The sequence below is a fragment of the Pseudotabrizicola sp. 4114 genome (genome assembly GCF_031457365.1).
GTDB lineage: Bacteria > Pseudomonadota > Alphaproteobacteria > Rhodobacterales > Rhodobacteraceae > Pseudotabrizicola.
Map to the genome: position 1 here is coordinate 399,698 of NZ_JAVDWP010000002.1, position 21,197 is coordinate 420,894.

The following is a 21,197-nucleotide window of genomic DNA, read 5'->3' on the forward strand; positions in this document are numbered from 1 at the left end:
CACCTTTGATCAGATGACAGAATGCGCCTGTCCGGCCTCAGTCATGACTGCCGGGCGCAGCGAAGGGTCGTTCGCCAACGGAGTCTGGTTTTGAAACAAGCCGTGCAGCGTGCCACGCAGCTTCTGCACGCGAACCAATGCCCAGCTTCCGGTAGATAATCTTGATGTATCCTGCAACCGTTGTGCTGGCGATGCCCATCTGGGCGGCAACTTCAGAGTTGCGCAGCCCTCTGGAAATAAGGTCCAATACCTGCGCCTCCCGCTGGGTCAGCTGCGCCTCGGCCTCTGACACCGGGCCGGTCAGGCGGAAATGTTCCATCACACGGCGGGCAACGGCGGGGGACAGGGCAGGCAGGCCGATCGACAACTGCTCAAGCTGCCGGATCAAAACGGCTGGCGCAGCCTCTTTCAGAAGATAGCCATCTGCCCCGGCAGACAATGCGCCCACGATGCTGGCATCATCGCTCATCACGGTTGTGACGATGCAGGTTGCCTGTGGGTGCGCCTTGCGGGCAGATCGCAAGACATCCAGGCCAGACCCATCCGGAAGGCCCAGATCAATCAGCGCCAGGTCCAGCGGGGCGTCGATCTGCGCATTGGCCGCCCACACCGAGTTTGCCGTTCTTATCTCCGCATATGGAAAGGCCGTACTCACGATCTCTGACAGCCAGCGCTGTGCCTCGGCCACATCCTCAACGATCAGAACATGCTTCATGCCATCCTCCTTTCGCGAGACAGGTCCAAAGGCACGCTTGCCGACACCCGCGTCCCCGACGCTGACGACGAAATCACAAAGGTGCCGCTGGATTGCAGCATCCGGCTGCGCAGGTTTTTCAGGCCGTTCCCCAAGGACGCATTTTCAACATCAAATCCTGGCCCATTGTCCCAGAGCGTTGCAGAAATCTGGCCTTCTGCCACATCAACGGTGGCGACTGCACATTGCGCGCCTGAATGCCGCAGAATGTTGCTGACACCTTCCCGCAGAAAGGCCTGAAGCAACCGGATGGTCCGCGTGGGGATTTCGATATCGGGCAGATCAGACTTTTCCCAGCGCAACGCCACCCCCGCAGCCTCCATCGCCTCGCCCAGTTCAGCGCGAAGATCTGCAATCAGATGGCGCAGCGGCAAAGGCTCCTGCATCGGGTTTGAAACAATCTCTCTCAGATCGGACAGGGTTTGCCGGATGAGACTGTTTTTCCGGTCAGTATCGGGGTTGTGCAGCGCGCCGAGCAGCAGAATGCCGATGTTGTCATGCATGTCCCGGTTGATGCGCGTCCGCTCAGCCTCTACCGCCTGCCTGTAGGCGCGGTGACGGCCCAAAGTGTCATCGAGCAGATGAACGATCGTCGCCGCCTGCTTTGTATCGCGCGAAGAAAACAGCCGCGCGCCCTGGCCCGCGTAATCAAGGCGAAACGCGGGGAAGTTGAGGCCCGCGGGCAGGAAAAGCGTGCGGCCATCATCGGCAAGGGTCGGCGCTGCGGGTGATTTATAGCCAATCTCATCCCCTGTGGTCTGGCGGATGGCCAGCGGATGAAAGATGTCACCCCACAGCGCCTTTATGCTGTCCACCTGTTGTTTGCTCTCCGGCAGATGAGAGATTTCTGTAATCAGTCGGTACAGCTCTTCCATCGGCATCATCATGCCGCGTTGTGGCCATTCGGCGATGCGATTTCGCAACGGCAGATAGATCAGACAGACCACCGCAAGGGAAACGCTGAGCGCGGGCAATTGATCCAGCGCCAGACCGTAAATCAGCAGCGCGTCAAGAACCAGCAACAGTACCACACCGATGGCATAGGACAGAACGCCAATTGACCAGTCCGCCAGATCAAACAACCTGTACCGCGTGACGCCCAGCGCAACACCGATATAGATGATCAGAAAAAGCAAAAACGCCGTGCTTTGCTCGATGACCGTTGGCCGCCCCAGAAGCGGGGGGATAATGACGGTCAACACAAAACCCCCGGCGCCCAGCACGACAGACAGGCCAAGCCAGCCCAGCATGGCACGCGCCGCCGGGTCGCGGCGATTGGCCAGAAACTGCTCGGCAATCGCAACCAGAAGCACGACCATGATCAATGCGACAAACGGCTGCAACAGGGGGACATTTCCCGGCCATCCCGGAATGATCATGTAAAATGCCCCGGCACCGATCGCGATGGCCGGCAGACCAATGGCGATGCCCCGCACCAGACGCTTTGGATAGATCAGGAACAGCGTGACCATGCCAACACCGAACAGCAATGTGCCAAATCCGTTTATGCGGCTGACAACAGCATAGGTCTCAAAATCCAGCGCCAGCTCCCGTGTGCTGTAAATCGCCGCCGCCTGGGCGGCAAATGACAGCCCAAGACCCGCGACAAGCAGCATCCACGCCGAGGTATCGTTGGGCCGCAAGGCGACGACCCAGGCCCCCAGCGTCCAGCCAACCACGCCGACAAACAGCTGTGTCCAGAATTGCCACGGCAGATCGGAGACGGGTCGGGAGGGCGCGGGCACGGCAGTTATCGTTTCCTGACGCCCGTTGTTTTCGATGACCGCCAGAACCTGTTCGCTGCGCAGGATCGTATCAAGTTGGGCCTGCCGGTCATAAAACCGGCGCAGGCGTGTGCTGTCCCCAAGTGTATCCGGCTCTTCGACCAGATCCTCCGGCTCCAGAGCCACTGCCGGACTGCCCGGCGTACCAATGGCCAGAAGCTTTGCACCGGAATTGCCCGCGAGCGAATGACCTTCCTCGACTTTTTCAATTATAACAGTGTCTGCCTGAATCCCCAGATCAAGCCCAAGCCACGGGCGGCTAACCGCAGCTTTGATACAAAGCCCCGCAAAGAGAAGTGCCATGATCAGCGCCCCGACGAGAAGAATGCCCGGTGCAAGTTTCCTTTGCATTCTGATCCTGCTTCTTGCTTGAAATCTGAATAATCTTTGTTCGCACTCTCTGACATGTATTAGCAATATTTTTGTGCATACCCCCTGAACAGGGGGGAGACGCATTCAGGACTGTCAGACAAAGTAGCGCCATAAAGTGAAAGTGATCTGGAGCTACGGATGAACAGTAAGACCATTTTGAAATCGGTATTGTGTCTTGGCGTTATGTCAGCCCTGTCTGGGTGTCTGGGCAATAGTGGAGGCGCGGGCGCAGGCGGCGCTGGTGGTGGCGGCGGTGGTGCAGGCGGCGGTGGTGGCGGCTCCACAGGATTTGAAGCGGCCTATGACGCGGCCAGCAACAAAGGTCCGACCACAGACATGCCCACGCGTCTGGCTGCCGAGTACAACGGTCAGTTCAAAGCCGGGGTCAACAGCGGCTCTATTGGCAAGATCAATCAGAATGTTGAGGTCATTGGCGATGTCAAGGTGACCGTCGATTGGGCCGATGGTCAGACCACCAACCCATTTTCCGGCACAGCCAGCAATATCGTGGTGACAGACGTGGTTTCGGGTGCCAGCGAAACGCTGACCGGTACACTGGGTGTTGACGCTGGCATTGGCGGAACCATTGCACGGACATCGGTGCCATCATCGGTCGTGGCGGGCGTGACCATTCCTGAACTCAACACCGGCTCATTCCAGTTCGGGATGTCCGGCGACCTGTCTGGTTCAGAAGGCAATATCGAAGCTACGGTTCTGGTCGGTGGCAACTTCCACGGCCCCGGTGCCGAAAGCATGGTCGGCGTCGTCTCTGGTGGCTTCAAAGAAGAAGGCAGCAGCAATCCGGCAATCTTTGATGCAGGAATCGGCGGCGTCATTTATTTAAACAAGTAATAAAATGACCTTCAGGGCGGGGCCGGTCAGCCCCGCCCTTATTCCCGAAAGCCTGTGTATGAAACTGTCGCTGCTGGCTCTTATCCTCTGCCTTTTTCCGTTCGTCGCAATGACTTCGCCGCTGGATTCAGCCGAGCAGGCGATGCAGTCCGGCCAGACTGAAAAAGCGCTGGCACTGGTTCATGCCTACCAGCCGACAGATCGGGCCGGGTCAATCCGCAAGCTCTGGGTTCTGGGTGTTGCCTACAACCGCCTGAATCGCCCCCGCGCCGCCATCGCGCCGCTCGACAGACTGGTTGCCCTGGCGCCGGCAAAGGCTGATTTCCGGCTTGAACTTGCCCTTGCGCTGCTGCGCGCCGGGCAGTCAGATCGAGCCCGTTATCATTTTACGCTTGCCAGCGGGGCCGGGTTGCAGCCGGCCCTGCAGGCGCGTGTTCAGGCTGAAATTGACAAGATCGACACCAGCAAGGACTGGCAGGGCTACCTTCGCTTTGCGCTCGTGCCGGAAAGCAACGCTGCGCGCCGCACCGCAGCCGAGACGGTCTCGTTGGGCGGGCTGACCTTTCGCCTGCAACCCGGCGCACAAGCGCAATCGGCGGTCGGGGCCGAGCTGGGCTTTGGCCTTGCCGCTTTGCCAAAACTGTCTGACAATCTGCGCGCACGTCTGGCCTTTGACGTTCAGGGACGTACATTTGACGGCCGCGCGCCCGAGGATGTGACCTTGCGTATCGGGGCCGGCCTGTTGCATTTCGGGGACCGTGGACGACAGTTTTCGGCAGACGTATTTGCCGCTCACCGCTGGCTGGACACGTCGGTGTATTCCCGCAGTCATGGCATAGACCTGCGCCATTCACGGCTGGTTGGTGCCAAGACCAATGTGACAACCTTATTCGTACACGAACGGCTCAGCTATGTTCAGCCAAGCTATGATGTGAACAGAACCGCGATCAGCTTTCAGGTCAGCCACATCGCAACGCCTCAAATCCAGCTTCTGGCCGCCGCCCGCGCCGAACGGCGGCATAGCGCAAATCAGCTCGCCGCCGGACAGGCCTTTGGCCTGAGTCTTGGCGGGCAATACAGCTTTTCGGGCGGACTGCGGGCTGGCCTGATGCTGAGCTATGAACACGACAGTTTTGTCGGGGTTCATCCCCTGTTCGGGGTGCGTCGGGTAGACCACAAGTCGGCGGCAATGGTGCAGATCAACAATCAGAATTGGTCGCATCGGGGCTTTTCGCCGGTTTTGAAGATCGGAGTCGAACGGCGGCGATCTTCGATCGTTATCAACAGCTATCAGAACCTGACCGCATCCATCGGCCTGACCCGCTCATTCTGATACCACCTTGCGGCGACATAATCAGGTGCCCCGTCATCAGCCCAACTCTGTCATGTTTCTTGCCCTTTCCTGCATTTCGCCTTATGCCCGCGCAAATCCCCAAGGGAGCGTGCCCATGTCGACCACCAAGCCCATCGCAAAGCCCAAAAAAGTCGTCCTCGCCTATTCCGGCGGTCTGGATACCTCGATCATCCTGAAATGGCTGCAGACCGAATACGGCTGTGAGGTCATCACCTTCACTGCCGATCTGGGTCAGGGCGAAGAGCTGGAGCCTGCCCGCGCCAAGGCAGAGTTGCTGGGCATCAAGCCCGAGAACATCCACATTGTTGACGTGCGTGAAGAATTCGTGCGCGACTACGTGTTCCCGATGTTCCGCGCCAATGCGCTGTACGAGGGGTTGTATCTGCTGGGCACCTCGATTGCGCGGCCGCTGATCTCCAAACATCTGGTCGATCTGGCCCATAAGCATGGGGCCGAAGCGGTGGCCCATGGCGCGACCGGCAAGGGCAATGATCAGGTCCGGTTCGAGCTGTCGGCCTATGCGCTTGACCCGTCGATCCGCGTCATCGCCCCTTGGCGCGAATGGGATCTGACCAGCCGCACCAAGCTGATCGAGTTTGCCGAGGTGAACCAGATTCCGATCGCCAAGGACAAGCGCGGTGAAGCGCCGTTCTCGGTCGATGCCAACCTGTTGCACACCTCCTCCGAAGGCAAGGCGCTGGAAAACCCGGCCGAGCAGGCGCCGGAATATGTGTATCAGCGCACGGTTTCGCCCGAGGCTGCGCCGGATACACCTGAATACATTGAAGTTTCGTTTGAACGGGGCGATGCGGTTGCCATCAACGGTGAAGCCCTGTCGCCCGCCACCGTCCTGACCCGGCTCAACGAACTGGGCGGCAAGCATGGCATCGGTCGGCTCGATTTCGTGGAAAACCGCTTTGTCGGCATGAAATCCCGTGGCATCTACGAGACCCCCGGCGGCACCATTCTGCTGGAGGCGCATCGCGGTATCGAACAGATCACGCTGGATGCCGGTGCGGGCCATCTGAAGGACTCGATCATGCCGCGCTATGCGGAACTGATCTACAACGGCTTCTGGTTCAGCCCGGAACGCGAGATGTTGCAGGCGCTGATCGACAAATCGCAAGAACATGTGTCCGGCACCGTGCGGCTGAAGCTGTACAAGGGTTCCGCCACCTGCGTTGGCCGCTGGTCGGACCACTCGCTGTATTCCGAGGCACATGTGACCTTTGAAGACGACGCCGGTGCCTACGATCAGAAAGACGCCGCTGGCTTCATCCGCCTCAACGCGCTGCGCCTGAAACTGATTGCCACACGGAACGCACGGGTGGCGGACAAGGGCTGAAAACCGGCTCTCTTGCCGCGAAAAGGGCCGGTCATCCGGCCCTTTTTCATATCTTATGCGCGGTTAGTTTTTCGTAAAACGGTAGCGCTTCATCGACGATGGCCTGATACTCGGGGGGCAACTCCGGCAAGGATCCCTCCGGGTCTTCGAACCCTGTTGACCGATGGACGGCGCCATACCAATGCGGGGCCCAGACGCCGTCAAACGGTTTTGGTCCGGCGGGCCAGTGTAACATGTTGTCTGTAAACGGAATTGTCAGCGCCGCGCAGAGCCGGCTCAGGGCGGCGCGGGGGTTGGCGCGGATGTCGGCGCTGTCGATCACCAAGGGCGGCTCGCCCAGCCAGTCTGCGGCCTGCGCGAACAGCTCTGCCTGCTGAACAAAGCCGATATCCGCCAGCGTCGGCCCCTCGCGCTTTTTCGCATAAGACGCGACCACCCGCGCCGGGTGGCGGATCAGGAACACGTTGGTCAGGCTGCGCATGAACTGGCGGTCGAACTGCGGGATCATGTGCAGGGTCATGTGTTTTTGGTAAAACAGGCTCTGTTCCTGCGGAATTTCGCCAATACAGGCGGCGGCGATCAGGGCCGGGTCATCCTCATGCGCTTCGACAATCTGGTCGCGCATCGGATGGTCGATTCCGGTTTCCCGCAGATAGGCCGCGTAGAACGGTTCATCCCAGACCGCGCAATCGCCCCGCGCGGCGAAGGCGTACATCATGGCGGTGGACAGGTTGCGTGGCCCGGACCACATCGCGATTTTCATGGCTGGTTTCCGTATGGTTGATGTGTGGCCCGCGTATGGCTTGCAGCCATACGTTCATGCGCCGACCAGGGTCTTGTATAACGCGCGGATGCGTTCGGTCATCGGGCCGATCTGGCCGGTGCCGATCTGCCGACCATCTATCACACCGACCGGGGTTTGCGCGCCGAAGGTGCCGGTGAGGAAGGCTTCATCGGCGGAGTAGGTATCGACCAGACTGAAGTTGCGCTCGTACACCGGGATGCCATTGGCGCGGCACAGGTCGATGACCTTGGCTCGGGTGATGCCGTTCATGCAATAGTCGCCGGTGCTGGTCCAGACCTGGCCCTTTTTCACGACAAAGAAGTTGCAGGCGTTGGTGGTGTTCACAAAGCCATGCACATCCAGCATCAGCGCCTCATCCGCGCCGGCCTTTTCGGCGGCGATGCAGGCGAGGATGCAGTTCAGCTTGGAGTGCGAGTTGAGTTTTGGGTCTTGGGTCATCGGCAGCCCGCGCAGATGCGGCACCGTGGCCAGCCGGATCGGGCGCGGCAGTTTCGGGCGCGAATGCTCCATGATGATCACCACCGTGGGGCCGCGCTGTGAAAGTTTCGGATGCTGGAATGGCCGGGTCTTTACCCCCCGCGTCACCATCAGCCGGGCGTGGGCATCGGTGGTCATTGCGTTGGCTGTTTGCGTTTCCAGCACGGCGGTGATGATCTGATCGCGGGTCATGCCGATATCAAGGTCGATCGCCTTTGCCGCCTCGAACAGCCGGTCCATATGTTCGTCGAGAAAGGTCCAGCGGCCATAATAGAGCCTGATCCCCTCCCACACGCCATCGCCCAGCATGAAGCCGGAATCGTAGACCGAGACCAGCGCCTGCGCGCGTGGCTTCAGCGTGCCGTTGACCCAGATCAGGATCTCTTCGTTGCGGGCGTCATCTTCGGCCTGATGGGTGGACACGTCATCTGTCATCGCGTTCTCCGGGTTTTCGCTCAGGCTACGGCGGGCGCGCGGCAAGGGGAAGGGGCAGGATCACCAATGCGTGACATCACGCGGCGGTGTGTGGACGCAGGGGGGCAAGGATGATCCTGTCAGCGCAGAATAATGGAGAGTGCGATGCAACGGGTGATATCCATTCTGGCAGGCGTGGGCCTGATGGTGATGCTGGCAGCAACCGGCACCGCCCGCGCCGCGACGGAAAAGGCAATTGTGGCCGGGGGCTGTTTCTGGTGCGTCGAGTCGGATTTTGAAAAGGTGCCGGGGGTGCGGTCTGTGGTGTCGGGCTATACCGGCGGCACGATGCAGAACCCGACCTATCCGAACCATGAGGGGCATTATGAGGCAGTCGAGATCACCTTTGACAACAGCAAGATCAGCTATGACCAGCTGATCGCGCTGTTCCTACGATCTGTCGATGTGACCGACAATGGCGGCCAGTTCTGTGACCGTGGCCCGGCTTACCGCACGGCGATTTTCGTCTCTGACAATGCGCAAAAGGCCGCTGCCGAGGCGGCGGTGGCCGAGGCCGGGCGTGTTCTGGGCAAAAAGATCGTGACCCCGGTGCTGCCCGCCAGCACCTTCTGGAAGGCCGAGGCCTATCATCAGGATTACTACAAAAGCTCTGACATTATCCTGACCCGCGCCGGGCCGAAGCAGAAAAAGAACGCCTATACGTTTTACCGTCAGGCCTGCGGCCGCGATGCGCGCGTGAAACAGATCTGGGGCAATCAGGCGGCTTTTGCCAAGTGATCAAAGGCCCGCCCGAAAGGGCGAGCCTTTTGCCTTACTGGCCGATCTTGCAGGCGGTCATCACCGCCATGTTCAGAATGTCGTTCACCGTCGAATTCGTGGAACATATCTGGATCGGCTTTTTCACGCCGGTCAGGATCGGCCCGATCACCGTCGCCCCTGCCATTTCCTGCATCAGCTTGACCGAGATGCTGGCCGAATGCCGCGCTGGCACCACCAGAATATTGGCCGGGCCGCTCAGGCGGCAGAACGGGTAATTCTTCATCTGCTCCATGTTCAGGGCGACGTCGACGGTCATCTCGCCTTCGTATTCAAAGTCGACGCCCATCTGGTCGAGCACACGCGGCGCTGCGTGCATTTTTGTCGCCCGTTCCGAGACCGGATGGCCAAAGGTCGAGAACGACACAAAGGCCACGCGCGGTTCCAGCCCCAATGACCGCGCCACGCCCGCCGAGCGGATCGCAATGGTCGCCAGATCCTCGGGTTCCGGCCATTCCTGCACCAAAGTATCGGCGATCAGCAAAATGCGGCCCTTGTGCAGCAGCGCTGTCACTCCGACCGCGCCGTCGGCGGCGGTTGCATCGAACACATGGTTGATGAGTGACAGGATATGCGCGGATTTGCGGGTCACGCCGGTCACCAGCCCATCGCCATGGCCGTGTTGCAGCATCAGGGCCGAAAACACATGCCGGTCGCGGGCGGCAAGGCGGTGGATATCCTCGCCGTCATGGCCGCTGCGTTGCAGGCGTTTGTAGAGAAAGTCCTTGTAGGTCTCCAGATGGCGGGTGTTGGCGGCGTTCACCACCTCCAGCTCGCGCACCGCGTCACCCAGACCCGCCGCCTCCAGCTTGTCGCGCACATCGGTCTCGCGCCCGACGACGATGGCCTTGCCCAGACCGGCGCGCTGATAGGCGACGGCGGCGCGCAACACGCGCGGGTCATCGCCCTCGGCAAAGATCATCCGGGCCTGCGCCTGTTTGGCGCGGGCATGGATGCCCTGCAGGATGCTGGCGGTCGGGTCCATCCGCGATTTCAGGCTCTGTTCATAGGCTTTCAGGTCGATGATCGGCCGCCGCGCCACGCCGGTATCCATCCCCGCCTTGGCCACGGCGGGCGGGATCACATAGATCAGCCGTGGGTCAAACGGCGTGGGGATGATGTAATCGCGGCCAAACGACAGCTTGCGCCCGTAGGCCATCGCCACCTCATCCGGCACGTCTTCGCGGGCCAGCGCGGCCAGCGCGCGGGCGCAGGCGATCTTCATCTCGTCATTGATGGCACGAGCGTGAATGTCCAAAGCGCCCCGGAACAGATAGGGGAAGCCCAGTACGTTGTTGACCTGATTTGGGTAATCCGAGCGCCCGGTGGCCACGATTGCATCGGGCCGCACGGCATGCGCCTCTTCCGGCGTGATCTCGGGGTCGGGGTTGGCCATGGCAAAGATCACCGGGTTTTCCGCCATGTTCGAGACCATTTCCGGCGTCACAGCACCCTTGGCCGAGACGCCAAGGAACACATCGGCGCCCCGCATCGCCTCTTCCAGCGTGCGCAAGGGCGTGTTGGCGGCATGGGCCGATTTCCACTGGTTCATGCCCTCGGTTCGGCCCTGATAAATCACGCCCTTGGTGTCGCACATGATGCAGTTGTCATGCTTCGCGCCCATGGATTTCAGCAGCTCCAGACAGGCGATGCCCGCCGCCCCCGCGCCGTTCAGCACGATCCGCACATCGCCGATCTTCTTGCCCGAAATCTCCAGCGCATTGATCAGCCCCGCCGCACAGATCACCGCCGTGCCGTGCTGGTCGTCATGAAACACCGGGATGTCCATGATCTCTTTCAGCCGCTGTTCGATGATGAAACACTCGGGCGCCTTGATATCTTCAAGGTTGATGCCGCCAAAGGTCGGGCCCATCAAGGACACCGCCTTGATGATCTCTTCCGGGTCTTCGGTATCCAGCTCGATGTCGATGGCGTTCACATCGGCAAAGCGCTTGAACAGCACCGCCTTGCCCTCCATCACCGGCTTACTGGCCAGCGCGCCAAGGTTGCCCATACCCAGGATGGCGGTGCCGTTCGAGATCACCGCCACCATATTGCCCTTGACCGTATAGTCATAAGCCAGTGCCGGATTGTCGGCGATGGCCTGCACCGGCACAGCCACACCGGGGCTATAGGCGAGGCTCAGATCGCGCTGCGTTGCCATCGGGGTCGAGGCGATCACCTCATATTTGCCGGGGCGCGGTTCGAGATGATAGGCAAGCGCTTCTTCGGGGGTAACACGGTTTTTCGAGGACATGGGCCATATGTTCCTTGATGGGTCTGTTCCGTCATAACGGGGCGAAGCGCACCGCACAATCGGCACGTGGCGCGGTCAAAGCAGTTGCTGCACCCAGTCGCGCCCCTTGGCCAGCCCTGCGATCCGGTCGGGGAATTCGGCCTGCAACAAGCGGATGGCCCAGACCTGCACCTCGGTCTTGCCCAGACGACGGGCGCACCACAGCACCTGCGCCAGCGTTTGCCAGCGGCCGGGGTCGGCCTGCCGCGCCGCATAGAGTGCGACCAGCTCGGCGCCCCATTCCGCCCGCGCCTTGTGCAGATCGGCCTGCAACAGACACAGATCTGCGCTGGCTGACACCAAATCGCGATGCCGGTTCAGAACCGCCTCTGCTGGAGTCAGGTGCCCGCTGCGCAGCAATTGCCCGGCCAGTCGCGCCACGTCTTCGGCCCGGTTCAGCCGGGGCACATGACCACACAGTGCCGCCACGAACGCCATGATCCGGCCCAGCCCGCGCTCGGTCAGATGCACCGGCACGATGCCATCGGTCGTAAACTCGGGCATTTCTTCGGGTGCATCGCTGTGGTGATCAGCAATGAATGAGACATAGCGGCAGCCAGAGGCATGGGCGAGCGGCCAGAAATCCCCGCCCCTGATCTGCGCGGTCTGCAAGGTGCCGATCTCGATCACCGTCGCCTTGGGGTTGGCGAACAGCATATTGGCAAAACCCGCCCCATGCGCCGACACCACCACCTCGGCCTGTGCCATCAGCGCGATCTGCTCCAGCGGAGTCAGATCCTCGAACGCCAACCGGACAAAACCGAACGCCTCCAGCAGCTCTACCAGCTCTGCTTCGCCCTGCATCTGCCGGTCGCGGGCCTGCCCCGGCGCGCGGGCGATATAGACCCGCTTGGGCAGATGGCTGAAATCACCATCCGCCACCGCCCGCAGCGCCCGCGCGCGCAAAGCCAGCAGGCTGCTTTCCACCGAATTCATCGCCAGCACCGCCCGCGTGGTGCGCGACCCGCCATGCCCGTGCCAGGACAGATCCGACGGGGCCAGCCCATCCAGCGAGCCGATCACCGCAGGCGGCATCTGGAAATAGGTCCACTGAAAGCTGTAGGCCGACAGCACCGACGCGTAGTCTTTCGGTGCCCGCTCCAGCACCAGCCGCGCGGCCAGTTCAGGAAACAGCGCCTCGATGAACCCGCGCACAAAGGCGCGCGTCTTGTCGGGATGGTTGGGGAAATGCAGAAAGACCCTGCCCCGGAAATCCATACCATCCAGCACCGTCAGTTGAGGCAGCGTTTCGGTCAGGAAGTGGAAGTAGTTGAAGGTATTGCGACACTCGACCGCAAAATCCACCCCTTGTGGCACCGCAGCCAAAGGCAAACGCGCGGCGCCATTGGCCGCACGACACCCGGAGAAATACCGCGCCAGAACCGCCTCGGCATCCTGCCCTGCCCGCGCTTCATAGCCAAAACGGTTCAGCAGCCGCGCCCCGGCAGCGCCGTTCAGCAGACACTTTCCGCCCGCCATCGCAAACGACTTGCGGAACGCCGCCCCGGTCAGCACCACTGGCACCACGTTGAATTCGGCCACCCGCGCAAAGGTCCGGTGCCGTTTCACCTGCCGCAAATGCGTCTCTATCCGCGCATTCATCGCGTCCGAGCCCGAGGCGGCAAAGCCTTCGATCACCGCAGCCGGGCGCAGCCGCCACCAGTATGCCGGGGCCGTGACAAAGCCCACGCCGGCATCGCGCGCCGGGTCCAGAAACAGCGCCTCTGGCTCTGTCGCGTGATCTACCTGATTGCGCACCCTGCCCTCCACCGTCAGCCGCACCCTAGCACGGGCGCAAGACAGGTCCAGTCGGGATAGGCCTTTCCCCCACCGCCCCGGTTTTGTAGGGTCAGGCCCGCAGCAGGGGGGCCGTGCGTGGCGCAAGACGATCAAGTGACGCCGATGATGGCGCAATATCTGGAGATCCGGCAGGCCAATCCCGGGGCCCTGCTGTTCTACCGCATGGGCGATTTCTACGAGATGTTCTTCGACGACGCCCTCGCCGCAGCGCAGGCGCTCGATATTGCGTTGACCAAACGCGGGTTTCATCAGGGTGAGCCGATCCCGATGTGTGGCGTTCCGGTGCATGCCGCTGAAGGTTATCTGCTGACGCTGATCCGCAAAGGCTTTCGCGTCGCCATTGCAGAACAGCTCGAAGACCCGGCCGAGGCGAAAAAGCGCGGGTCGAAGTCGGTTGTGAAACGCGATGTGGTGCGTCTGGTGACCCCCGGCACGCTGACCGAAGATGCGCTGCTGGACGCGCGGCGGCACAATTACCTGTGCGCCTGGTCCGAGGTGCGCGAGTCTGCGGCCCTCGCCTGGGCCGATATTTCCACGGGTGAGCTGCGCGTGACCCCCTGCCCGCTGTCGCGGCTGTCGCCGGAACTGGCGCGGCTTGCGCCGCGTGAGGTGCTGGTCAGCGACAGCCACGACCGCGAGCTTGCCTCGATTGCGGCGGATATGGGCGCGGCGCTGACGCCGCTGTCACGTGGCAGTTTCGACTCTGTTTCGGCGGAAAAGCGGCTTTGCGCGCTGTTTGCCGTGTCATCCCTCGATGCGTTCGGCAGCTTTGACCGGGCCGAGGTGTCGGCGATGGGCGCGCTGGTGGATTACCTGGATCTGACCCAGCGCGGCAAGCTTCCGCTGCTGCGCCCGCCCGTGCGTGAAGCGGCGGGCGGCGCGATGCAGATTGATTTTGCCACCCGCCGCAATCTGGAACTGACACAAGCGCTGTCGGGCGGGCGCGAAGGCTCGCTTTTGCTCGCTGTCGATCACACCGTGACCCCGGCAGGCGCGCGGCTGCTGGAACGCCGCATTTCGGCCCCGTCCTGCGATCTGCCCACCATCCGCGCGCGTCATGAATCGGTGCGGTTTCTGCTGGAACAGGGTCGATTGCGCGAGGATCTGCGCAGCCATCTGCGCCGGGTGCCCGACATTGACCGCGCCCTGTCGCGCCTTGCGCTGGACCGGGGCGGCCCGCGCGATCTGGCCGCGATCCGCGCCGGGCTGGCGCAGGCCAGCGCGATGCAGCCCCTGCTCCAGAATGCGCCGGATCTGCTGGCTGAAGCCGCGACGGCGCTGTTGGGGCATGAGGAGCTGGTGGATTTGCTGGAGGCCGCCTTGGTGGCTGAACCGCCGCTGATGGCCCGGGACGGTGGGTTTATTGCCACCGGCTACGACAGCGAGCTGGATGAAACCCGGGCGCTGCGGGATGAGGGCCGCTCTGTCATCGGCAAGATGCAGGCGGATTATGCCGAGGCGTCCGGCGTGCCGGGGCTGAAGATCAAGCATAACAACGTGTTGGGCTACTTTATTGAAGTGACCACCACGCATGAAGACCGGATGCGCGCCAAGCCCGATCTGTTCATCCACCGTCAGACCACGGCAGGGCAAGTCCGGTTCACGACGGTGGAGCTGAATGCGCTGGAAACCCGGATTCTGAATGCGGGCAACCACGCGCTGGAGATTGAAAAACGACACTATGATGGGCTGAAAGCCGCTATTCTGGCCCAATCCGGCCCGATCGGGGCGACTGCCCGTGCGTTGGCCGAAATCGACCTTGCCAGCGCTTTTGCCGATCTGGCGATGGCCGAAGACTGGTCTGAGCCCACCGTCGATGACAGCCACGCCTTTCGCATCACCGGCGGGCGGCACCCGGTTGTTGAACGTGCGCTGAAGCGGCAAGGCGCTGGCCCGTTTGTCGCCAATGACTGTGCGCTGACCGATGCCTCTACCCCGGCGATCTGGTTGCTGACCGGCCCGAACATGGCGGGTAAGTCCACATTCCTGCGTCAGAACGCGCTGATCGCCCTGCTGGCGCAGGCGGGCAGCTTTGTGCCCGCCATCAGCGCCCATATCGGGCTGGTCCGCCAGTTGTTCAGCCGCGTGGGCGCCGCCGATGATCTGGCGCGGGGGCGGTCCACCTTTATGGTGGAAATGGTCGAGACCGCCGCCATCCTCAATCAGGCTGACGACCGCGCGCTGGTGATTCTCGATGAAATCGGGCGTGGCACCGCGACCTATGACGGGTTGTCGATTGCCTGGGCCACGCTGGAGCATCTGCACGAGACCAACCGCTGCCGCGCCCTGTTCGCCACGCATTACCATGAGATGACCGCGCTTGCGGGTAAGCTGGCGGGCGTGGAAAACGCCGCCGTCGCGGTCAAGGAATGGGAAGGCGACGTGATCTTCCTGCACGAGGTGCGCAAGGGGGCCGCCGACCGCAGCTATGGCGTGCAGGTGGCAAAGCTTGCCGGTCTGCCGCAATCGGTGGTGGACCGCGCCAAGACCGTGCTGGAAGCGCTGGAAAAGGGTGACCGCGACGGCGGCAAGCAGATGGCGCTGATCGACGATCTGCCGCTGTTCCGTGCAGCAGTGCCCAGTGCCGCCCCGAGGCCAGCTGCCAAAGCCTCGGCGGTGGAGGCGCGGCTGCAGGACATCCGCCCCGACGAGCTGAGCCCGATCGACGCGCTGCGGCTGGTTTATGATCTGAAACAGCTGCTGTAGCCGGCGCCCGAAGCGTGGCAGATCAGGTGCTGGACGATCCGCAGGATGGCAGTACACAGAGGCTGATATTTTCGATTTTGCAGGAGTGATCCATGCTGTTTGCCTATCGCGCGATTGATATGAAACTGGACAAGCTGGCAAATGGTCAGCCGCTGGACGCGGCGGTCTGGATTGATCTTTACCGGCCATTGGACAGCCAGATTCAGGCTGTGCAGGCTATGGGGGTAGAGGTGCCCACGCTGGCCGATATGGAAGAGATCGAAATCTCAAACCGGCTGTATCGCGAAGAAGGCGTCGACTACATGACAGTGGTGCTGCCGGGGATGTCGGAAAGCAATGAGCCGGTTTCAGGGCCGGTGACGTTCATCATGACGCCCGAGCGGCTGTTTACGGTGCGCCACCATGCGCCGCGCCCGTTTGAGACCTATCCTGAGCGGGCAAACAAGGTTGGGCCCGGCTGCACTGACAGTGCAAAGCTGTTCCTGAGCCTGATCGAAGAGATTACCGGCCGGCTGGCTGATCTGCTGGAAGGCTCAGGGCGGGCGCTGGATGGACTGGCGCGGGAAGTCTATAGCGAGAACGGAACCACCGACAGCACACAACTACAGGCCGCCCTGCGCCGGACCGGGCGTGAGGGGGAGCAGATTGCGCGGGTGCGGCTGTCTTTGCTGACCATCGAGCGGGCGGTGAGCTATTTTGGTCAGAGCCTTATTTCGGAGCATCGGGGGACCGCCCTGAAAACCACAGTTAAAGGGCTGATGCGCGATCTGCATGCACTGGAAGTTCATGCCGACCACCTGTCAGCGCGGGTTGCACTGGCCAGCGATTCGACGATGGGCATGATCAACCTGAGCCAGAACCAGACCATCAAGATCGTGTCGGTTGTGGCGGTCGTGTTTCTGCCCCCGACCGTGATCGCGAGTGCCTATGGCATGAACTTTGAGGTGATGCCGGAGCTGAAATGGGCGATGGGGTATCCGATGGCACTGGGCATGATGCTGGCCTCGGCTGTCGGCACCTATCTGTTCTTCAAGTGGCGGCGCTGGTTATAAGCGGCAGGCATATGGCTGTGGCAAAGCGGGTGGCCTGAGGGGCCGGCCACCCGAGATTGAAGCAGATCAGTTGGCAGGCGTGGAGGACACGCCAACCTGGGCCGGACGGAGCAGGCGGTCGTGCAGCATGAAGCCTTCGGTCATCACCTGAATGATATGCCCTGCCTTGGTGCCGGGAACCGGCGCCTCGAACATGGCCTGATGCAGCTGCGGATCAAAGGCATCGCCCGGAGCGGGGGAAATCGGGGTTACGCCATGCTTTGTCATCACATGTGTCAGTTCCCGCAGGGTAAGCTCGACGCCCTCGATCAGGGCGGAAGCCTGGCTGCGGGTGTCATCGGTTGTCGCGTCCAGCGCCCGTTTCAGGTTGTCGAATACCGGCAAAAGATCACGGGCAAGCCGGGTGCTGCCGTATTGCTCAGCCTCACGCCGGTCGCGGTCGGCGCGTTTGCGCGAGTTTTCGGCATCCGCAAGGGCGCGCATGAAACGATCCCGCAGCTCGTCACGTTCGGCGCGCAGAGCGTCCAGCTCTTCTGCTTCGATGAACTCCTCGATCTCGTCGACCTCTGTATTCTCGGGGCTCGGGTTTTCCTGCGCCATTTTTCGTCTTCCTTACACAAACCTGTCAGTGATCACCCCTTGCCGCGTTCGGACACCATCCGCCCGACAAGCTGTGCCGTGTAGTCTACAATCGGAACGATACGGCCATAGTTCAGCCGCGTCGGACCAATGACGCCAACGGCACCGATGATCTTACGATCAGCGTTCATATAGGGAGAGACCACCAGAGAGGAACCCGAAAGTGAGAAAAGCTTGTTCTCTGAACCGATAAAAATGCGTACACCGTCGCCTGCTTCGGTCAGTTCAAGAAAATCGGCGATGTCACGCTTGCGTTCAAGGTCATCGAAGAGGCTGCGGATCCGGTCAACGTCCAGCCCATCCGTCGCCGCGTCAAGCAGGTTGGAGCGGCCGCGGACGATCAGACGCTCTCCCCGCTCGCCGCCATTTTCCCAGATCGCGAGGCCGCTTTCGACCAGTTCGCGCGCCAGCACGTCAATTTCCTGACGATGGCGGGCGATATCCTGGGTCATGGTGCGGCGCAGGTCCGAGAGGGTGCGGCCTTCGGCCAGCGCGTTGAGGAAGTTTGCAGCTTCGCGCATCGAAGACGGCGTTTGTCCGGCGGGAGGCGTGAACAGGCGGTTTTCCACATGGCCATCGGCGAACACCAGCACAACAAGGGCGCGTTCCGGCGAGAGGCTGACAAATTCGATATGTTTGATCGGCGCTTCGTGCTTTGGCGACAGGACCAGACTTGCCCCACGGGTAATGCCGGACAAGGCAGAGCCGACCTGATCGAGCAAAGAGGCCACATCGCGGTCGGACTCCCCCAGTGTCGCGTCGATCTTTTCGCGGTCCTCCTGAGCCACTGTCCCGACTTCGAGCAGACCATCAACAAACATCCGCAATCCGCGTTGCGTCGGGATGCGACCGGCAGAGACATGCGGGCTGTCGAGAAGGCCCAGAAACTCCAGATCCTGCATGACGTTGCGGATCGTGGCCGCAGATACCTTATCTGTCATGCTGCGCGACAGGCTGCGCGAGCCGACCGGCTCACCCGAACTCAGGTACCCTTCGACCACACGCCGGAATACTTCACGAGAGCGGTCATTCATCTCGGTAAGCAGCTTTGTGCCGTCGGTCATTTGTGACTCCTTTTGTCGGGCCAGAGTATTCCGATCAGCGCGGGGGTCAATCGGGGTTGCATCGGGACCACCGCCACGCATATCTGATTCAAATCCATGGAAAGGAATATCTATGCGCCCCTCTGGCCGGCAACTTGACCAAATGCGGTCGATTTCGATTGAAACAGGTGTGATGCTGCATGCCGAAGGCTCTTGCCTGATCAAGATGGGGGATACGCATGTGTTGTGCTCTGCCACGATCGAGGACAAGGCGCCTTCTTTTCTGAAAAATACCGGTTTGGGGTGGGTGACCGCGGAATACGGAATGTTGCCCCGCGCGACAAACACTCGGACGCGTCGTGAAGCGGCGGCAGGCAAGCAGAGCGGAAGAACGCAGGAAATTCAAAGGCTTATCGGCAGATCTTTGCGCGCTGGCGTTGACCGGAGCGCATTGGGTGAGCGACAGATCGTTGTCGATTGCGATGTGCTTCAGGCGGATGGCGGGACGCGCTGCGCGTCAATTACGGGCGGCTGGGTGGCTTTGCGTCTGGCGGTCAACCGGCTGTTGAAGGCCGGCACAATCATCAGCGACCCGATCATTGACCACGTGGCTGCCGTATCCTGTGGGATTTATGCAGGGCAGCCCCTGTTGGATCTGGATTATCCGGAAGATTCAGCTGCGGGTACAGATGGAAACTTTGTTTTGACCGGGCGTGGCCGGTTGATTGAAGTTCAGATGTCGGCGGAAGGAGCATCATTTTCACGCAATGAAATGCTGCAGTTGCTGGATCTGGCTGAGATCGGGTCTGGTCTGCTCGTATCGGCCCAGAAAGCTGCCGTGGGTGCATAGCATGAGTGTTCAAATTGGTCCTAAATTGGTGATAGCGACCCACAACAGGGGAAAGCTGGAAGAGATATCTGATCTCTTGCAGCCCTATGGCATCGAGGTGGTGTCTGCGGCCGCGTTTGGCCTGCCCGAACCGGAAGAAACCGAGAGCAGCTTTGTCGGAAATGCACGGATCAAAGCGCATGCTGCAGCACGCGCAACCGGCCTTCCCTCACTTGCGGATGATTCGGGTATTTGCGTCGATGCCCTTGGGGGTGCGCCCGGCGTTTACACCGCAGATTGGGCCGAAACGGCCGACGGTCGCGATTTCAAAATGGCAATGACGCGCACCTGGGAGGCCTGCGAGACAGCGGGCGCCGCTCACCCGCGTGCGGCACAGTTTTGCTGCACATTGGTCCTCGCCTGGCCGGATGGCAGGGACATGGTCTTTGAGGGCAGCGTTGCGGGGAGGCTGGTGTGGCCGATGCGTGGTAGCAAGGGTCACGGATATGATCCTATGTTTCAGCCAGACGGTTACAACCTTACATTTGCGGAAATGGCCGTCGAAGAAAAGGGTCAGATCAGCCACCGCGCGAATGCCTTTCGCAAGCTTGTGGCCAGTTGTTTCACGTGAAACACCCTGATTTCCCCGGCAGAGCGCCAAAATACGGAGATGATCTGATGCAACGCTGGCAATCTGCCGGATTTGGCCTCTACATCCACTGGCCGTTTTGTCAGTCAAAATGCCCATACTGCGACTTTAACAGTCATGTAACAGCACAGATTGATCAGGATGTCTGGCGCGAGGCTTACCTTTCGGAGCTGAGACGGTACGCTGAGGAGACACCAAACCGCGTTCTGAGCAGCATCTTCTTTGGCGGAGGCACGCCCTCTCTCATGCCGCCAGCGACGGTCGCAGCCATAATTGATGAGGCGACGCGTCTCTGGACGCCCGCAAACGACATTGAAATCACCCTTGAGGCTAATCCTACGTCTGTGGAAATCGGGCGCTTCCGTGATTTCCGGATGGCCGGTGTTAACCGGGTTTCCGTCGGGATTCAGGCGTTGAACGATATCGACTTGCGGCGTTTGGGCCGCCTGCACGATTCAAGTGAGGCACGCGCGGCGATCAGCGTTTCGCAGACAGTGTTCGACCGGACAAGCTTTGATCTGATCTATGCGAGGCAGGACCAAAGTTTAAGTGCGTGGGAGGCTGAGCTTCGCGAAGCGCTGTCACTGGCCGGGGATCACCTTTCCCTTTATCAGCTAACAATTGAACCGGGCACCGCCTTTGGCGCCCGCTTTGATCGGGGGCTACTGCCTGGATTGCCTGACGAAGATCTGGCGGTGGACATGTACGAAATCACTCAGGCTTTGTGTGACGCGTCGAACATGTCGGCCTATGAGATTTCCAATCACGCTAAACCAGGCGAGGAATCGCGTCACAATATGATCTATTGGCGCTGTGGAGATTACGTTGGCATCGGTCCGGGCGCGCACGGCAGGCTGACCGATGAAAGTGGGCGAAGAATCTCGACCAACAGTCCCGCCATGCCGACAGAATGGCTGAAGGCCGTGCAGTCTTGCACGCACCTGAAGCCGGAAGCCCTGTCTGCCGACGATCAGGCAACCGAATTGTTGATCATGGGTCTTAGGGTAAACGCCGGCGCTGACCTTATGGAATACGAGCGCATTGCAGGTGAACCTCTCCCTGCTTTGCGCATCAGCAATTTGTCCAACCAAGGGCTCGTTGACGTCAGCGGTGGCAGGATTAAAACAACTCCAGCAGGGCGGCTGGTTTTGAACTGGATCCTGAAACAGCTTTTGGTGGGATAGTCGTC

17 protein-coding genes are annotated in these 21,197 nt (G+C 61.0%); 9 read left to right on the top strand and 8 right to left on the bottom strand.

Annotated elements, in window-relative coordinates:
* Positions 1–37: 37 nt before the first annotated feature.
* Both J2X53_RS06415 and J2X53_RS06420 read right to left on the bottom strand, forming a co-directional pair.
* Positions 38–715: a response regulator transcription factor gene (locus J2X53_RS06415; protein WP_349036646.1), complete on the bottom strand. Its 678-nt coding sequence runs from the start codon at positions 713–715 to the stop codon at positions 38–40.
* On the bottom strand, positions 712–2,889 hold the full coding sequence (locus J2X53_RS06420) for an ATPase (protein ID WP_349036647.1): 2,178 nt from the start codon (positions 2,887–2,889) through the stop codon (positions 712–714). The genes J2X53_RS06415 and J2X53_RS06420 overlap by 4 nt, the downstream gene beginning before the upstream one ends.
* A gap of 159 nt (positions 2,890–3,048) precedes the next feature.
* Here J2X53_RS06420 and J2X53_RS06425 point away from each other — a divergent pair, with 159 nt between their 5' ends.
* From J2X53_RS06425 to J2X53_RS06435, 3 genes are all read left to right on the top strand, one after another.
* Complete coding sequence (locus tag J2X53_RS06425) at positions 3,049–3,762, top strand: hypothetical protein (protein ID WP_349036648.1); 714 nt, start codon at positions 3,049–3,051, stop codon at positions 3,760–3,762.
* A gap of 4 nt (positions 3,763–3,766) precedes the next feature.
* Entirely contained in the window at positions 3,767–5,095 is a 1,329-nt protein-coding gene (locus J2X53_RS06430; protein ID WP_349036649.1) for a surface lipoprotein assembly modifier, read from the top strand.
* Positions 5,096–5,210: 115 nt separating this feature from the next.
* The gene (locus tag J2X53_RS06435; protein WP_349036650.1) at positions 5,211–6,461 is read left to right on the top strand and encodes an argininosuccinate synthase; all 1,251 of its coding nucleotides are present in this window, start codon (positions 5,211–5,213) and stop codon (positions 6,459–6,461) included.
* 46 nt (positions 6,462–6,507) lie between these two features.
* Here J2X53_RS06435 and J2X53_RS06440 read toward each other — a convergent pair whose 3' ends face one another.
* On the bottom strand, positions 6,508–7,224 hold the full coding sequence (locus J2X53_RS06440; protein WP_349036651.1) for an HAD family hydrolase: 717 nt from the start codon (positions 7,222–7,224) through the stop codon (positions 6,508–6,510).
* A gap of 54 nt (positions 7,225–7,278) precedes the next feature.
* Positions 7,279–8,178: a D-amino acid aminotransferase gene (locus tag J2X53_RS06445; RefSeq protein WP_349036652.1), complete on the bottom strand. Its 900-nt coding sequence runs from the start codon at positions 8,176–8,178 to the stop codon at positions 7,279–7,281.
* 183 nt (positions 8,179–8,361) lie between these two features.
* Here J2X53_RS06445 and msrA point away from each other — a divergent pair, with 183 nt between their 5' ends.
* The gene (msrA, locus tag J2X53_RS06450; RefSeq protein ID WP_349036854.1) at positions 8,362–8,955 is read left to right on the top strand and encodes a peptide-methionine (S)-S-oxide reductase MsrA; all 594 of its coding nucleotides are present in this window, start codon (positions 8,362–8,364) and stop codon (positions 8,953–8,955) included.
* A gap of 34 nt (positions 8,956–8,989) precedes the next feature.
* On the opposite strand, the gene J2X53_RS06455 is transcribed toward msrA, so the two are convergent.
* Positions 8,990–11,251: an NADP-dependent malic enzyme gene (locus tag J2X53_RS06455; protein ID WP_349036653.1), complete on the bottom strand. Its 2,262-nt coding sequence runs from the start codon at positions 11,249–11,251 to the stop codon at positions 8,990–8,992.
* A 75-nt stretch (positions 11,252–11,326) separates the two neighbouring features.
* A complete protein-coding gene (locus J2X53_RS06460) occupies positions 11,327–13,048 on the bottom strand; it encodes a glycosyltransferase family 61 protein (protein WP_349036654.1) in 1,722 nt (573 codons plus the stop codon).
* A gap of 144 nt (positions 13,049–13,192) precedes the next feature.
* Between J2X53_RS06460 and mutS the strand changes: the two genes are divergently transcribed.
* Both mutS and J2X53_RS06470 read left to right on the top strand, forming a co-directional pair.
* Positions 13,193–15,796: a DNA mismatch repair protein MutS gene (gene mutS / locus J2X53_RS06465; RefSeq protein WP_349036855.1), complete on the top strand. Its 2,604-nt coding sequence runs from the start codon at positions 13,193–13,195 to the stop codon at positions 15,794–15,796.
* 92 nt (positions 15,797–15,888) lie between these two features.
* Positions 15,889–16,848 carry a magnesium transporter CorA family protein gene (locus tag J2X53_RS06470; RefSeq protein WP_349036655.1) on the top strand — a complete coding sequence of 320 codons (960 nt, stop codon included), beginning with the start codon at positions 15,889–15,891 and terminating at the stop codon, positions 16,846–16,848.
* A gap of 66 nt (positions 16,849–16,914) precedes the next feature.
* On the opposite strand, the gene J2X53_RS06475 is transcribed toward J2X53_RS06470, so the two are convergent.
* Positions 16,915–17,448, bottom strand: coding sequence for a nucleotide exchange factor GrpE (locus J2X53_RS06475; protein ID WP_349036656.1), 534 nt, complete (start codon positions 17,446–17,448; stop codon positions 16,915–16,917).
* Positions 17,449–17,480: 32 nt separating this feature from the next.
* Complete coding sequence (hrcA, locus tag J2X53_RS06480; RefSeq protein WP_349036657.1) at positions 17,481–18,551, bottom strand: heat-inducible transcriptional repressor HrcA; 1,071 nt, start codon at positions 18,549–18,551, stop codon at positions 17,481–17,483.
* A 112-nt stretch (positions 18,552–18,663) separates the two neighbouring features.
* On the opposite strand from hrcA, the gene rph reads away from it, so the two are divergent.
* Genes rph through hemW form a run of 3 tightly spaced genes read left to right on the top strand, consistent with a single transcriptional unit; the run spans position 18,664 to position 21,192 of the window.
* Positions 18,664–19,380, top strand: coding sequence for a ribonuclease PH (rph, locus tag J2X53_RS06485; RefSeq protein ID WP_349036658.1), 717 nt, complete (start codon positions 18,664–18,666; stop codon positions 19,378–19,380).
* 1 nt (position 19,381) lies between these two features.
* A complete protein-coding gene (gene rdgB / locus J2X53_RS06490; RefSeq protein ID WP_349036659.1) occupies positions 19,382–19,990 on the top strand; it encodes an RdgB/HAM1 family non-canonical purine NTP pyrophosphatase in 609 nt (202 codons plus the stop codon).
* A gap of 47 nt (positions 19,991–20,037) precedes the next feature.
* Positions 20,038–21,192 (top strand): radical SAM family heme chaperone HemW, encoded by a 1,155-nt coding sequence (hemW, locus tag J2X53_RS06495; protein ID WP_349036660.1) that lies wholly within the window; start codon positions 20,038–20,040, stop codon positions 21,190–21,192.
* Positions 21,193–21,197 lie beyond the last annotated feature (5 nt).